This is a genomic window from Micromonospora sp. DT229 (assembly GCF_049844505.1).
In the GTDB taxonomy this organism is placed as follows: domain Bacteria; phylum Actinomycetota; class Actinomycetes; order Mycobacteriales; family Micromonosporaceae; genus Micromonospora.
Genome location: NZ_JBNCLD010000014.1, coordinates 113,857 through 128,727 on the forward strand (window position 1 = coordinate 113,857; position 14,871 = coordinate 128,727).

14 protein-coding genes are annotated in these 14,871 nt (G+C 71.1%); 4 read left to right on the forward strand and 10 right to left on the reverse strand.

The genetic code is table 11. The features are described 5' to 3' along the window. Positions 1-169 precede the first annotated feature (169 nt). Together ACLQ2T_RS21235 and ACLQ2T_RS21240 are read right to left on the reverse strand one after the other, a co-directional pair. The gene (locus ACLQ2T_RS21235; protein ID WP_425768125.1) at positions 170-862 is read right to left on the reverse strand and encodes a flavin reductase family protein; all 693 of its coding nucleotides are present in this window, start codon (positions 860-862) and stop codon (positions 170-172) included. Positions 863-957: 95 nt separating this feature from the next. Beyond that, complete coding sequence (locus ACLQ2T_RS21240; RefSeq protein ID WP_425768086.1) at positions 958-1,140, reverse strand: hypothetical protein; 183 nt, start codon at positions 1,138-1,140, stop codon at positions 958-960. Between the two features lie 192 nt (positions 1,141-1,332). On the opposite strand from ACLQ2T_RS21240, the gene ACLQ2T_RS21245 reads away from it, so the two are divergent. The 3 genes from ACLQ2T_RS21245 (at position 1,333) to ACLQ2T_RS21255 (ending at position 3,578) form a co-directional block, all read left to right on the forward strand. After that, on the forward strand, positions 1,333-2,118 hold the full coding sequence (locus ACLQ2T_RS21245; protein WP_425768087.1) for a helix-turn-helix domain-containing protein: 786 nt from the start codon (positions 1,333-1,335) through the stop codon (positions 2,116-2,118). Next, positions 2,115-2,312 carry a DUF397 domain-containing protein gene (locus ACLQ2T_RS21250; protein WP_425768088.1) on the forward strand — a complete coding sequence of 66 codons (198 nt, stop codon included), beginning with the start codon at positions 2,115-2,117 and terminating at the stop codon, positions 2,310-2,312. The genes ACLQ2T_RS21245 and ACLQ2T_RS21250 overlap by 4 nt, the downstream gene beginning before the upstream one ends. 333 nt (positions 2,313-2,645) lie before the next feature. After that, positions 2,646-3,578, forward strand: coding sequence for an endonuclease domain-containing protein (locus ACLQ2T_RS21255; RefSeq protein ID WP_425768089.1), 933 nt, complete (start codon positions 2,646-2,648; stop codon positions 3,576-3,578). A gap of 115 nt (positions 3,579-3,693) precedes the next feature. Here ACLQ2T_RS21255 and ACLQ2T_RS21260 read toward each other — a convergent pair whose 3' ends face one another. From ACLQ2T_RS21260 to ACLQ2T_RS21295, 8 genes are all read right to left on the reverse strand, one after another. Further along, positions 3,694-5,385 carry an ABC transporter permease gene (locus ACLQ2T_RS21260; protein WP_425768090.1) on the reverse strand — a complete coding sequence of 564 codons (1,692 nt, stop codon included), beginning with the start codon at positions 5,383-5,385 and terminating at the stop codon, positions 3,694-3,696. After that, a complete protein-coding gene (locus ACLQ2T_RS21265) occupies positions 5,370-6,134 on the reverse strand; it encodes an ABC transporter ATP-binding protein (RefSeq protein ID WP_425768091.1) in 765 nt (254 codons plus the stop codon). Before ACLQ2T_RS21265 ends, ACLQ2T_RS21260 begins: the two co-directional genes overlap by 16 nt. 76 nt (positions 6,135-6,210) lie before the next feature. Continuing rightward, a complete protein-coding gene (locus ACLQ2T_RS21270) occupies positions 6,211-7,851 on the reverse strand; it encodes a cation acetate symporter (RefSeq protein WP_425768092.1) in 1,641 nt (546 codons plus the stop codon). 1 nt (position 7,852) lies between these two features. Beyond that, positions 7,853-8,203, reverse strand: a complete 351-nt coding sequence (locus ACLQ2T_RS21275; protein ID WP_425768093.1) for a DUF485 domain-containing protein — start codon at positions 8,201-8,203, stop codon at positions 7,853-7,855. A 471-nt stretch (positions 8,204-8,674) separates the two neighbouring features. Next, positions 8,675-9,448: a LytR/AlgR family response regulator transcription factor gene (locus ACLQ2T_RS21280; protein ID WP_425768094.1), complete on the reverse strand. Its 774-nt coding sequence runs from the start codon at positions 9,446-9,448 to the stop codon at positions 8,675-8,677. Then, on the reverse strand, positions 9,445-10,671 hold the full coding sequence (locus ACLQ2T_RS21285; protein ID WP_425768095.1) for a sensor histidine kinase: 1,227 nt from the start codon (positions 10,669-10,671) through the stop codon (positions 9,445-9,447). The genes ACLQ2T_RS21280 and ACLQ2T_RS21285 overlap by 4 nt, the downstream gene beginning before the upstream one ends. Positions 10,672-10,731: 60 nt before the next feature. Next, entirely contained in the window at positions 10,732-12,303 is a 1,572-nt protein-coding gene (locus tag ACLQ2T_RS21290) for a sugar transferase (protein ID WP_425768126.1), read from the reverse strand. A gap of 266 nt (positions 12,304-12,569) precedes the next feature. Continuing rightward, positions 12,570-13,430 (reverse strand): Fpg/Nei family DNA glycosylase, encoded by an 861-nt coding sequence (locus ACLQ2T_RS21295; RefSeq protein WP_425768096.1) that lies wholly within the window; start codon positions 13,428-13,430, stop codon positions 12,570-12,572. Positions 13,431-13,454: 24 nt separating this feature from the next. On the opposite strand from ACLQ2T_RS21295, the gene ACLQ2T_RS21300 reads away from it, so the two are divergent. Next, entirely contained in the window at positions 13,455-14,738 is a 1,284-nt protein-coding gene (locus ACLQ2T_RS21300) for a glycosyltransferase (RefSeq protein WP_425768097.1), read from the forward strand. The last annotated feature ends 133 nt before the right edge of the window (positions 14,739-14,871 follow it).

The following is a 14,871-nucleotide window of genomic DNA, read 5'->3' on the forward strand; positions in this document are numbered from 1 at the left end:
CAGGAGTTTCGCGCACGCTAGAAAGCGCACTCCCCGCTCGAAAAGGGGTGATATGCGTACCGGTCGACGACTGCGCCGAACGGCTCCACTGCTGCGCCCAGTGACCGGGGTCACTCCGATGACCGGTAGCAGTTCCCCGCCGGGGTCGGGCCCGGTGGGCTGGCTCAGCTCAACTCAGCTCGCGGTAGCGGCCCCGGTGGTGCAGCAGCGGCTCGCCGTCGTCAGCCAGCTCCACCCGTTCGATGGTCGCCTCGACCAGCAGACTCCAGCCGTACTCCCGGGCATCGTCGAGCCGGCACCCGGCCCAGCCGCCGCCGACGGGCACCGGCCCGTACGGTGTGTCGGTCCAGGAGTCGAGGGCGAACAGGCCGCCGGGAGACGGGAACAGGCCCGCGAACCGGTCGGCCAACTGCCGGTGGGTCGGACGAAGCGGCGCCACCGCGAACCGCCCGGCCTCCTCGACCGCCGCCCAGAGGTCCGACTCCGCGTCGATCAGGCCGAGCAACCGGCCGGGCTCACCGTCGGCCACCAGCGTCGAGGAGACCGTGAGACCGGCCGGTCCGGGCGCAGTCCACAGGGTCACCGGCGCGGGCAGTCGACCCCGCAACTGGCGTACGGGCGAACGCTGGCCGGCCGGCACGGCGAAGGGGTCGGTGTGGTGGATCTGGGCACCCGGCTCTGGATTCACGTGAAACATTGTGACCCGCTCGGTTGCTCCGCGAGCCCGTGCCCAGCCCACGAACCGCTCGTACAGCTCGGGTCGGCGGCCCTGACCGCCAAGCTGGGCCAGCTGGTCGGCGGCCTCCACCATGAGGGAGCCGAGGTACACCAGCAGCGAGGTGCGGTCCTCGCGATACTCGATCAGCAGCCGCAGCCGGGCCGGCTGGCAGGGCCAGAGGGCCCCACACCCCTGACAGCGCCAGAGCGGACGCATCGGCAGATGCGACACCCGCCGGGTCACCTCGTAGCCACCGAGCAGCAGCCGTACCGCCCGACCGTGCCGCGCCGACGTTCCAGCACCCCACGCCGACCCGCCCGGGAGCCGGTGCGGCCGCCGTGCCGACCCGCGCGGGAGGCGATGGTGCCGCCGTGCCGACCCGTCCGCGAGGTGGCGTGGCCGCTGAGTCGGTTGAACCGCACTGGTGCCTCCTTAGCTTTGAGGGCCGCCCCGGTCGGGGAGTGACCGAGGCGGCCCGGCGCAGGACCGGCCGCCGGGATCGTCGCCTCCACCAGCCGGGCCGCGTGTTTCCACCCTGGACTCCCCGCCCGGTTCAGGGGAGGATGCCAGCGGTTACTACCCAGCGCATTCGCGTACTTACCGAATGGGTGAGCATGAACTTCGAGATGTGGATCAAGGCGTTGAAGGCGGCGCGGGCCGCTGCCGGCGTCTCCCAGGAAGGGTTGGCGGCCCTGATCAAGTGGAGCCCTTCGCTGATCGCCGCCATCGAGACCGGCCGCCGTCGACCGACCATGGAGTTCGCGGTCGCTTCCGACCAGGCCCTGCACACCGACGGTCTCCTCGCCGAACTGCTCAAGGAGGCCGACCGGGAACGCGGACCTTCCTGGTTCGCCGCCTGGCGGGGCTACGAGCAGGAAGCGACCCGGTTGCGCGCCTTCGAACCCTGCCTGGTGCCCGGACTGCTACAAACCGAGGAGTACGCCCGAGCCGTCATCTCCGCCGGTGGGCTGCATCAGCCCGCGATGGTCGAGGAACTGGTGGCCGTCCGAATGGAACGCCAACATCTGCTGCACCGGGCTGATCCACCTCAGTGTGTGTTCCTGGTCGACGAGACCGCGGTACGCCGACCGGTCGGTGGGCCCGAGGTGCTCGACGCCCAACTCGGTCGCCTGCTGGAGGTCACCGAACTGCCGTACGTCCGGCTGCATGTCGTCCCCCTCAGCGTCGGCTCGCACGTCGGGCTCGGTGGGGGGTTCGTGCTGGTCGAACTCTCCGACGGTGAGGAGGCGATCTACCTGGAGAACGCCGCCCGGGGACACGTGATGAACGACCCGGAGGTGATCCGTCTGATCGGCCGGAAGTGGGATAGCCTGCTCGGCGAAGCACTGTCCACAAACGCCTCGCTTGACCTGCTCCGAAAGCTGAAGGTGACGTCATGACTGCTGCCGAACCCCGCTGGCGTAAGTCGACTCGTTCGACCGACTCCGGTGGCAACTGCGTGGAAGTGGCGGACAACCTTCCGGGGAAGGTGCTGGTGCGTGACAGCAAGGACCGCCCCGGGCCGGCGTTGACCTTCACCCCGACCGCCTGGCGCTCATTCCTCACCCTGGCCCGCGAAGCATCACCCCGCTGACCCCCAGTTCCTGACTCGCGAGGGCGTCACTCTCGCCCGCATCGAGTCGGGCGGCGCCTCCCACTCAGCGCGGCGCCTGCCACTCGCAAGATCACGCTCGATGTGGGATCGAGTGGTCTCGTCTTAGCGGAAAGCCACTCGATTCTAGATCGAGCGTGATCTTGCGGCGGGCTACGGTCCTGTGCGAGCACGAGCGAGCAGGAACGGGCATGAACGGCAGATGCGGGCATGCGCGGGCTCGGCGTGGCGGTGATTTCGCCGGGGCGTGAGCGCAACATTGGGGGTTATCCGCAGGGGCAGCGCGGGGGGTGGTTGAGCTGTCACCGTCTGGTCATGTCCCGATCGCCTCGTCGGCCGCCGCAGTTGCGGGGGCGCGTCTTCCGTGGTTCACACGCGATCTCGCGTGGCCTGCTCACCCGCAACGATCTTCGTAGTTCCGCCTGGCGGCCCCTCTTCCGCGACGTGTACGCCGACGCCCAGTTGCCGGTCACCCACCGCACCCGGTGCACCGCCGCAGGCAGGTGGCTGATCCCGGCGGGTGCCGCGATCGCCGGTCGATCCGCCGCGGTGCTCCACGGGTGCGCCCACACCACCTTCGACGACACCGTCGAGGTCCTCGTCCCACGGGGCAGGTCCGCTGGTCCCGCCGCCGGGCTGCGGGTGCATCGCGGGCCGGTCGACGACGGGGACATAGTCGATCGGGCGGGCACCCCGGTCACCTCCCCCGAGCGCACCTGCTGGGATGTGGCCAGCTGGCTCGACCTGGTGGAGGCGGTGGTGGTCATCGACGCTCTGCTGGCCACCGGGCTCACCGAGGTGTCGACCCTGCGGGGGTACGCGCTCGCTCGGGTGGGCCGCCGTGGCTGGCGGGCGATGCTGCGGGCGGTCGACCTGGCGGATGCCGGTGCCGAATCGCCGCAGGAATCCCGCACCCGGGTACGGCTCGTGCTGGCCGGGTTGCCGCGACCGCGTACCCAATGGGTGGTGTCGGCCCACGGGCGGTTCCTCGCCCGTGTAGATCTTGCCTGGCCGGAGTATCGGGTGGCGGTCGAGTACGACGGCCGCTGGCATGACGATCCGGGGCAGTTCGACGCGGATCGCCGCAGGCTCAACCGGCTGGTCGGCAGCGACTGGATCGTCGTGCACCTGACGGCGAAGCGCCTCCGCGAGGACTTCGACGGCTTCCTCGCCGAGGTACGGGCCGCCCTGCGCTCCCGGGGCCACCGCCCGGGTACGTCCCGCATCCCCGAGCAGCCCGCCCCCTGACCCGCGACCGCGCCCCGAGCCCTGCGCCCTGCGACCGCGCCCCGCGCCCTGCGACCGCGCCCCCAGCCCCGCGCCCTGCGACCGCGACCAGCGGCCCGCGACCGGCTGCGAACCGTCAGCGGCGCGGGGTGACCGCCGACAGCAGTTCGGGCTGGCGGCGGTCGAGAGCGTCGCCGGCCAGGTAGGAGCCGAGCAGGGCCACGCCGACGCCGTAGAGGATGCCCAGCGGCAGGCCCAGCCAGAGCCAGGCGTCGCCGAGCAAGGCGGCGGCGATCACCGTGGGTACGCCGGTCGCGGCGGTGGCGACCATGGCCAGCAGAGCCAGCAGACTCTTGGTCACCCCGGCGCCGCTGTTCATCGCGAACGGGTTACTCGTCTCCGGCAGCGAGTACGCGGCGAGCACGGAGACGAACGAGTTGACCGCCAGCCCGGCGCCGAAGGTGGCGAACAGGGTGCCGGCCATGAACCCCATCCAGGTCGGCTCGCCCAGGACCAACGCCATCACCACGGCCACGAACGCCAGCATGGGCAGTACGTAGAGCGAGAAGGCGGCCATCCGGGCGCGTAGCTCCAGGCGGCCGGGGATACCGGCGATCACATTGGCCGCGTACGCGCTGCCGTCGAACCCGAACTGGTTGGCCAGGGTCATCGCGGCCAGCAGCCCGACGAAGAGCATGGAGAAGCTGACCAGTACCGGTGAGGTGTCGGTGGCGAAGTCGAAGCCCTGCTCGCTGTCGATGCTGAAGCCCTGCCCACCCACGTTGACCATCAACGGCACGAAGAGGCCGACCACCGCGATGGTGATCAGGTTGGCCCGTCGCCGGGCATCTCGCCACCAGTAGCGGGCCTCCCGGGCGACCAGCGCGCCGAAGCGGTCCCGGGGCAGCCAGCCGGTGATCCGGGGGAACAGTGCTGCCACCGCGCCGCCACTGACCTCCGGCTTGCTTCGGGCCGGGCCGGTGCTCGCCGCCCCCACCATCGCCGACTCCAACGAGCGCGACCACCAGGCCAGCAGTGCGGCGATGGTCACGGCGGTGATCAGGAGCTTCACCGGGGCCGCCCAGACCCGGCCCTGGGCGACATCGATGCCGACCGTCCAGGGTGCGCCGAAGGGGGTCCAGCCGACCACGGTCGCCACACCGGCGAGTCGATCCCAGTCGGCGTCCCGGAGCGCGGCCAACCCGGCGAGCTGCAACGGCCCGAGCAGGGCGGCGGCCACCGCGAGCAGGACCGCGGCCAGGTCGCGTACCCGGCGGGAGCGCAGCATGGTGGCGAAGGCGCTCGTCACCGCCCGGGCGGCGGCCACACAGAGAAGCATCCCCAGGATCACTCCCAGGGCGGCCACCACGGCGGCGGACCAGCCACCGAACACCCCGGCGTTGACCACCAGAGCACTGAGCGCCAGCAGTACGGCGATGGTGGGCACGCTCACCAGGGCCGCCGTGAACAAGCCGGTGACCAGGGTCCGTCTGGGTAGCGGCAACAACGCGAACCGGGCCGGGTCGAGGGTCTCGTCGACACCGAAGAAGACCAGGGGCAGCAGCAGCCAGCCGAGCACCGTGAGGCCACCGGCGAAGGCGGCGACCAGTAGGGCGTACCGGTCGTCACCGGCGATCGCGGGTGTCGCCAGACCGAAGAAGGCGCCGACCGCGATCCAGAACCCGACCAGGGAGCCGATCACGAACAGCACGGCCCGCCAGGCCTGCCCCCGGAAGTTGTTGGCCATCACCCGCAGCTTGAGCCGGACGAAGTGCCGCGCCTTGATCGGGCGTGCCCGGCTGGCCGGTTCGGTCACCGGGACAGCCACGACAGCTCCTCACCGGTCGCCGTACGCCCGCCGACCACCTCGACGAAGACCTCCTCCAGCGAGCGATCCCCGCGTACCTCCTCCAGGGTGCCTACCCGCTTGATGGTGCCCTCGGCGAGGATTGCCACGTGTGAGCAGATGCGCTGCACGACCTCCATGACGTGACTGGAGAAGATCACCGTCCCGCCGCCGGTGACGTACCGCTGGAGGATGTCGCGGATCAGCGCCGCCGAGACCGGGTCGACCGCCTCGAAGGGTTCGTCCAGTACCAGCAGCCGGGGTCCGTGCAACAGGGCGCAGGCCAGGCCGATCTTCTTCTTCATGCCGGCCGAGTAGTCCACCACCAGGGTGCGGCCGGCGTCGGCCAGGGCGAGCACGTCGAGCAGCTCCGTGGCACGCTGGTCGACCACCGCCGGGTCCATCCCCCGCAGCAGCCCGTGGTACGCCAGCAGTTCGGCGCCACTGAGCCGGTCGAACAGCCGTACGCCGTCGGGCATCACACCGAACAGCCGTTTCGCCTCGACCGGATCGGCCCACACGTCGCGCCCGAGCACCCAGGCGCTGCCGGTGTCCGGCCGCAGCAGCCCGACGGCCATCGACAGGGTGGTGGTCTTTCCCGCGCCGTTGGGGCCGAGCAGTCCGTAGAACGAACCGGCCGGTACGTCCAGATTCACCCCGGCCACGGCGACCTTGCCGTCGAACCGTTTGGCCAGGCCGCGCAGCGCCAGCGCAGGATACTCACCAGTCATGTGACCGACCGTATCCGGTTGTGGCCAGCGTCCCTGCGGCCAGTGGGGCCGAGGTTGACCCATCCCACAGTCTTCCTTACAGCCGGAGGCTGTCCGGGGCGTGCAGGCGGAGCATGGTGCGGCCGACGTCGGTGGGGGTACGGCCACGGGTGGCCAGGGAGACCGCGACCATCACCGTGAAGGCCAGCGGCACCGTCCAGGCGGCCGGCTGCCCGGTCAGGGTGGCCGGCCAGCCGCTCAACGGCGGCCCGAGCACGGTGATCAGCACCGCCGACACCGCCGCCCCGCCGCCGACCAGGATCCCGGCGGCCGCGCCCGCGTCGGTGAGCCCGCGCCACCAGATGCCGAGCACCAGCAGCGGGCAGAAGCTGGACGCGGCGACGGCGAAGGCCAGCCCGACCACCTGGGAGACGTCCAGCCCGGAGACGTTCAGGGCGAGGACCAGGGGCACCCCGCCGGCGATCAGGGTGGCCAGCCGGAAGCCGCGCACCGAACCACGGCCGAGCACATCCGTGGAGATCACTCCGGCGACGCTGGTCAGCAGCCCGGACGAGGTGGACAGGAAGGCCGCGAAGGCCCCGGCGGCGACCAGGGCGGCCAGTAGTCGACCGGTGGTACCGGCGCCGAGGGCCGCCTCGGGTAGCAGCACCACCACTGCGTCGGTCTGACCGCTGACCAGCAGTTGTGGGGTGTAGATCCGCCCCAGCACCCCGTAGATGGTGGGCAGCAGATAGAAGACCCCGACCAGGGCCAGCACCACGAGTGTCGTCCGGCGGGCCGCGGCGCCGTCCGGGTTGGTGTAGAAGCGGACCAGCACGTGCGGCAACCCCATGGTGCCCAGGAAGGTGGCCAGGATGAGGGAGTACGTGGCGAACAGTCCCCGGTCATCCGAGCCGGCGGTGCTGGGCAGCAACCAGTCCGTAGCGCTGGTGGCAACCCCGGAGACCTCCGGCACCGGCTCGCCCGCCGCGAAGGTCAACTCGTCGCCGGGGCGTACCTCCCGGGTCTGCCCGTCCGGCAGGGTGAGCACCGCGCGGTGTTCGACCACGACGGTGGTCTCGGTCCGGAAGATCGGCCCTTCGGGTGGGGTCACCGCCGGTCGCCCGTCGGCCTGCCACTGAAGGGCCAGGAAGATCGCGGGTACGGCCAGTGCGGTCAGCTTCAGCCAGTACTGGAACGCCTGCACGAAGGTGATCGCCCGCATCCCGCCCAGCGCGACGTTGGCGGTGACCACCAGGGCGACCACCAGAGCCCCCACCGGGTACGGGGAACCGGCCAGGGTGGCCAGCGTCAGCCCGGCCCCCTGCAACTGGGGCACCAGATAGAGCCAGCCGATGAAGATCACGAATACGGTGGCCAGGGTGCGCAGCCGGCGGGAGCCCAGCCGCAGTTCGCAGAAGTCGGGCAGGGTGAAGGCGCCGGAGCGGCGTAGTGGTGCGGCGACGAACAGCAGCAGGGCCAGATAGCCGGCCGCGAAGCCGACCGGATACCAGAGCACGTCCACGCCGTACTTGAGGATCAGCCCGGCCACCCCGAGGAAGCTGGCCGCCGACAGGTACTCCCCGCCGATGGCCGCCGCGTTCCAGGTAGGGCTGACCACCCGGGAGGCGACCAGGAAGTCGGAGGTGGTGCGGGCCAACCGCAGCCCGTAGAAGCCGATCCCGACGGTGACCAGGGTGACCGCCACGATCGCCGGTACGACGAGTCCGTTACCCACCTCAGCGCTCCGGCCGTTGAACCAGGTCGGCGAAGTCCTGCTCGTTGCGTTCGGCCAACCGCACGTAGGTCCAGCCGACCGCGACCAGGAAGGGGAAGGAGAGCACCCCGAGCAGCAACCACGGCAGGTTGATCCCCAGCACGGTCGTCCCGCCGACCGAGGGGGCGACGGCGAAGAGCAGCGGCAACCCGCCCAGCCCCACCATGACCACCGCCGACAGTTGCAGCGCCAGGGCCAACTGGGCGCGGACCAGGCCGTGGATCAGCGCCTCGCCGACCCGGGTCTGCTGGGTCAGCTCGGTACGGGCACCCCCGCTCCGCTGCCGCCGCCGGGACACCTCGGCCAACACCACCCGAGTACGCCGAGGCGGCGAGGATCCCCGCTGGTCAGGAGACCCTTGCTCACCAGCGGTCGAGCGCTGCTCGCCCCGCTGCCCGGGACTGTGCTGTTCCGGTGTCTGCTGCCCGGTTGGCTGCTGCTCGGGCGCGCGTTGCCCGGGCGCGCGTTGCCCGGGCGCGCGTTGCCCGGGCGCGCGTTGCCCGGGCGCGCGTTGCCCGGGTGCCGCCCGGTCCGGCTCGGTTCGGCGTGGTGCCGGCACTGGATCCTCGGCGGCCATTCACGGAGTCTGGTCCGCTCACCGGGATTGTCAAGAGCCCTGTGGACAACCTGTGGACAACCCCCCACCCCTGTGGAAAACCCCGTGGACAAACCCCACCCCCACCCTCACCCCCACCCCCACCCAACCTGGTTGATCATGAGGTTGGCGGCAGTCGGAGAGATCAACTTCGCCGCTAACCTCATGATCAATGGGGCGAGGGTGGGGCTAGCGGGTCCAGGCTTGTTTGGCGGCTCGGACTAGTTTGTCCTTCAGTTCCCGGGTGTGGCGGCGGCTTACTGGTAGTTCGGTGCCGTCGACAACTACCACGTAGCCGGAGTTGACCAGTCGGAGTTCGGCGATCAGGCGTAGCTGCACCAGGTATGAGCGGTGGATCCGGACGAAGCCGCCGTCGGCCCACCGGTCGGCGAGGGTCGCGAGCGACACCCGGACCAGGTGTGAGCCCTCGGCGGTGTGCAACCGGGCGTAGTCGCCCTGCGCCTCCACCCAGCGCACCGCCGAGCGGGGCAGCATCCGGGTGCTGCCGGCCAGCTCCACCGGGATGGTCGGGTCCTCCTCGGCGCGGGCCGATGCGGCCGGATGCGACGGCACCACCCGGGAGCCGACCACCCGGCGCAGCGCCTCGGCCAGTCGTTCGGCGCGTACCGGCTTGCGGACGTAGTCGGTGGCGCCCAGGTCGAAGGCGTCCGCGGCGCCGTCGTCGTACGCGGTGACGAAGACGATCGCCGGTGGCCGGGCGAACTGGCGCAGCACCCGGGCCAGCTCCATGCCGTCCAGGCCGGGCATCCGGATGTCCAGGAAGATCACGTCCACCTCGTCGTCGCGGAGCACCCGCAGCGCCTCGGTGGCGTCCCCGGCGGTGTGCAGCCGGGCCACCCGGGGGTCGGCCCGCAGGTGGTACGCCAACTCGTCCAGCGCCGGGGGCTCGTCGTCCACTGCGAGTACCCGCAGGAAACCGGTGACCCCGCCGTTGCCGCTCACGCGTTGGCCCGTACGCCGGGGTGGAACTTCGGCACTCGCATACTCACCTTCGTACCCGTTCCCAGGTCCGTCTCCACGACCAGACCGAAGCCGTCTCCGAAGACCGACCGGAGCCGCTCGTCGACGTTCGACAGTCCGACGTGCTGGCCCGGGTCGTCTCCCGGGTCGCCGTCGCTCCCGGCCAACTCGGCGATTCCCGCGGTAAGGGTGCGCGGGTCCATCCCCACTCCGTCGTCCTCCACCGTGATGTGGCATTCGGCGCCCGCGTCCTGGGCCTCGATGCTGACCATGCCCATCCCCGGTTTGCGGGACAGCCCGTGCCGGACGGCGTTCTCCACGAGCGGTTGCAGGCACAGGAACGGCAGGGTCACCGGCAGCACCTCCGGGGCGATCTGGAGGCGCACCTGAAGCCGGTCACCGAACCGGGCCCGTTCGATGGTCAGGTAGCGATCGATCGAGCGCAACTCCTCGGCCAACGTGGTGAACTCGCCGTGCGCCCGGAAGGAGTACCGGGTGAACTCGGCGAACTCCAGGATCAGCTCCCGGGCCCGTTCCGGGTCGGTGCGGACGAACGAGCCGATCGCGGTCAGCGCGTTGTAGATGAAGTGCGGGCTGATCTGCGCCCGCAGCGCCCGGACCTCCGCGCGGGCCAACCGTTCGCGGGAGGAGTCCAGCTCGGCCAGGGCAAGCTGGCTGCCGGCCCAGTGTGCGGTCTCCAGGCTGGCCTGCACCAGACCTGGCGCGGGTACCCCGTCGGTGACCGCGACCAGCGCGCCGACGACCCGCCCCTCGGCGCCGGCCAGTGGCGCCACCACCGCCCCGCGTACCGGGCAGTCGAGCCGGTCGCAGAAGAGTTCGGCCTCGCCGAGCACGGTGGAACGGTCTGCGGCGATCACCCGCTGCGCCGCCGCCCACAGCTGCCGGCCGTGGTGCGTGCCCAGGCCGTCGAGAGCGAGCAGGTCTTCGGTGTCGGTCAGGGCCAGCCCTTCCGCGCCGACCAGGCTGCGCAGGTGACGGGCGGCCTTCGCGGCGTTGGCCGGGTTCAGCCCGGCGCGCAGCGGTTCGGCGGCCAGCCCGGCGGTGTGCAGCACCTCGTAGGTGGCCCGCTGACCGGGGGTGGCGATGGCGCGGCGGGCGCGTGACCGGGCCACCCCGAACAGCGCCGCAGCCAGTACGGCGACCAGCGAGAAGACTCCGACGATCGCAGAGAGGTTGCCGCCCACGCCGATGATCCTGCTGCCATCCGCGCTCCGGCGGAAGGGGCGACTGCCGATCGGCGAGGGTCAGTAGGCACCCTTGCGGGCCAGCACCACGCCCACCGTGCGCCACAGGATGCTCAGGTCGTACGCCAACGACCAGTTGTCGACGTAGTAGAGGTCCAGTCGGACGGCCTCGTCCCAGGACAGGTCGGAGCGGCCGGACACCTGCCACAGCCCGGTCATCCCGGGCCGGACCAGCAGCCGACGGCGCACATCGCCGAGGAAGTCGCCGTCGTCGGCGGGCAGGGGTCGCGGCCCGACCAGGGACATCTCGCCCATCAGCACGTTGATCAACTGCGGCAGCTCGTCCAGCGAGGAGGCGCGCAGGAAGCGGCCCACCGGGAAGACCCGGGGATCCTGCTTCATCTTGAACAACATGCCGTCGGTCTCGTTCTGGTCGACCAGGCTGGCCAGCCGGTCCTCCGCGTCGACATACATGGTGCGGAACTTCCACACCCGGAAGGTGTGCCCCTCGTGCCCCACCCGGGGCTGGCGGAAGAAGACCGGACCGGGATCGGAGATCCGGATGGCGATGGCGATGACGATGAAGACCGGGATCAGCGCCAGCAGGCCCAGACCGGCGGCGACCCGATCCATCATGTTCTTGGCCAGCAGAGCCGGCCCGGACAGGGTGGGCTCCTCGACGTGCAGCAGCGGCAGTCCCTCGATCGGGCGGATGTGCACCCGGGGGCCGGCGATGTCGGTCAGTTGCGGTGCCACCACCAGGTCGACCCCGGAGCCCTCCAACTGCCAGGCCAACCGGCGAAGCTCACCCGGCTCGGCGCTGGCCGAGCCACAGACCGCGATCGTGTCGCCGCCCACCTCGCGTACCAGGGCCAGCACGTCACGGCCGGCGTACACCGGGACGGGGGTCTGCACCCCCTTGGCCGCGGCGTAACCGTCGGTGATGTGGATGGCCACCGGGACCAGCCCGGCGGCGGGGTTGCGGGTGACCGCGGTGTAGACCTCCAGGCACTCCGGCAGGGTGCCGACCAGCACCATCCGGTGGGCCGCCTGCTGGGTGTTGCGGCGCATCACATGCAGCACGAAGCGGGTCAGGATCCGGCCCAGCAGGATCAGCAGCAGGGCCAGCAGCAGGGCGGTGCCGACCGTGAACCGGGACAGGTCCGTCTTGGTGGCGAAGGCGAGGAAGGACACCGCCGCGCAGACCGCCACCCCGGCCCGGATCACCCGTTTGAACTCGTCCGGCCCCAGACCCAGACAACGCCGGTCATAGGCCCCGCTGAACCACAGAATGGTCAACCAGCCCAGCGGCAGCAGCACGAAGGCCACCGTGTGGAACCAGGTGGGGTCGTTCTGCGCCTCGTGGAAACCGGCCGTGGCCTGGTCGAAGGTGCGGATCGCGGTGAAGCTGGCGAAGGCCGCCGCCGCGAAGTCCAACAGCAGCAGGATCGCGGTGTACGGCCGGTGCCAACGGGAGACCCGTCGCCGGGCCCGCGCCCATGCCGAACGGGGTACCCCGTTGTGCGGCGACGGGGTCGGCGGCTGGATCTCGAAGCTGTCGACGTGCCGCACGAGTCTGCTCCGGCCTTCGTTGGTTACCGGGCGCTGGAGGCTAGTCGTCACCTCACCCATGTCCTCCCGCATGACCCGCACCGCTTACTCGCCGTAAGGGCCCGAGTGGCCCACCATTTCAGTTTCCCACGCGGATGGCCGTCATCACGCCGACCCGAGGGCCATTGCGCGACGGACCCGTGTTCGCCTGCGATCTGGCCGGCTCCGCGCCATCCGGAAGCCGGGGACCGGGCCACTATACCGATGGATGGCGGCCCCGGAAGAGTGCCGGACCGTGGTTGCGCACCGCACGTCCGATTCCGCTCCGTAGTCGAGAGTCTCGTCACTCACCGTACGAGTCGGGACAACCTTCGGTCAGCAAGCGGCTTGCCGCCGGTCTGGCAGGTAGGGCAGTACTGGAGACTGGAATCGGCGAAGGAGACCTCACGTACGGTGTCGCCGCAGACCGGGCAGGGCAGTCCGGTGCGGGCGTGCACCTTCAGCCCGGACCGCTTCTCGCCCTTCAACTCCGCGGCCCGCTGCCCCAGCGAGCGGGTGACCGCGTCGCCGAGCACCCGGCGGGTGGCCGTGTGCAGGGTCGCCATCTGCTCGTCGGTGAGCCGGTCGGTCAGGGCGAACGGTGACAGCTTCGCCGCGTGCAGGATCTCATCCGAGTACGCGTTGCCCACCCCGGCCAGCACGGCCTGATCGGTGAGCACCCCCTTGACCTGCCCCCGTCGACTGCGTACCGCCTCGGCGAAGGTGGCCAGGTCGGCCGCGAGGGCGTCCGGTCCGAGCTTGGCCACCCCGGGCACCGCCTGCGGATCGGTCACCAGGTAGACGGCCAGCTTCTTCTGCGTACCGGCCTCGGTCAGGTCGAAACCGGAACCGTCGTCCAGACGGGCCCGAAGGGCGATCGGGCCTTTGCCCGGACGCAGCGGGACGGTCGAGGCGAAGGCCTCCCGGTAGTGCAGCCAACCGGCCCGAGCCAGGTGCACCACCAGGTGCAGGTCACCGTCGAAACCGACGTCGAGGAACTTGCCGTGCCGGCAGGCGTCGGTCACCGACCGACCGGTCACCGCGGTCAGCGCCGGATCGTACGTCTTCAGGGCGCTGATCGCGACGGCCTCCAGCCGCTCGACGCGGCGGCCCACCGCGCGCTGCCGCAGGTAACCCGCGAGCGCCTCCACCTCCGGTAGTTCGGGCATCGTCCAACGGTAGCCTTCTTTCCCGTGAAGATTGTGGTGGCGCACAACCGGTACCGGGAAGCTCAGCCCTCCGGTGAGAACACCATCGTCGACGCTGAGATCGCCCAGCTCACCGCCGCCGGTGTGCAGGTGCTGCCGTTCCTGCGCAGCTCCGACGAGATCCCGTCGATGTCGAAGGCGGCGAAGGCCCTGCTGCCGATCTCCCCGATGTACGCGCCGAAGGCGCAGGCCGACCTGTCCCGGCTGCTCACCGAGCACCGGCCGGACGTGCTGCACCTGCACAACCCGTACCCCTTGCTGTCGCCCTGGGTGGTGCGGACCGCGCACAAGCACGGGGTGCCGGTGGTGCAGACGGTGCACAACTACCGTCAGGTCTGCTCCTCCGGGCTGTACTTCCGCGACGGGGTGATCTGTCAGGACTGCCGGGGACGGACCCTGGGGGTGCCGGCGGTGGTGCACCGCTGCTACCGGGGGTCCCGGGCGCAGAGCGCCCTGATGGCCACCACCCTGGCCGTGCATCGGGGCACCTGGAAGTCGGTGGACCGGTTCATCGCCCTGACCAGCGCGGTCGCCGACCACCTGCGCGACTACGGCATCCCGGACTCCCGGATCGTCGTGAAGCCGAACGGCATTCCCGATCCGGGCACTCCCGCCCCCCTCGGCCAGGGCTTTCTCTTCCTCGGTCGGCTCTCCCCGGAGAAAGGGCTGGGCCTGCTGCTGGAGGCGTGGCGGCGGCACCCGGACGGGGCGCTGGGGCCGCTGCGGGTGGCCGGTGACGGTGAGCTGCGTCCGATGGTCGAGGCGGCGGCCGCCGAACGTGCCGACGTGACCTTTCTGGGCCCGCTGGACCGGGCCGGGGTTCGCTCGGCACTGGCCGCGAGCGCCGTGGTGCTGGCCACCTCCACCTGGCACGACGTACTGCCCACAGTGATCATCGAGGCACTGGCCAGCGGCCGTCCGGTCCTCGGCACGGCGCTGGGCGGCATCCCGTACCTGGTCGGCGCGGACACCCCCCGCGAACCCGCCGGCACCGGCCCCGCCGTGACCGCCTCCACCTCCGCCCCACCCAGCCCTGGCGGCCCCGGCGGCTCCGGATTGGCCTCCGCGCTGCCGGCCGGGGTCCTGGCCGGTGAGGCCGGTTGGGTGGTCCCCCCGGACCCGGCCGCCCTGGCCGCCGCACTGCCGCTGGCCGCCGCCGGCGCCGCCGCACTGGCGGCCCCCGCCCGCTCCCGCTACGAGCGGGTCTTCCACCCCGACGTGGTCACCAAGCAGCTCCTAGCCGTGTACGCCGACCTAGCCCAGCGTTGATCGACTCCGCTACGCCAAACGGCGAAATCCTGCGGCACCCCACCCCACCCCACCCCACCCACCCGCCACCCCACCCAGGCCGAACACCTCTCACCGTTGATCATGAGGTTGACGGCGAAGTTGATCTCCTTGG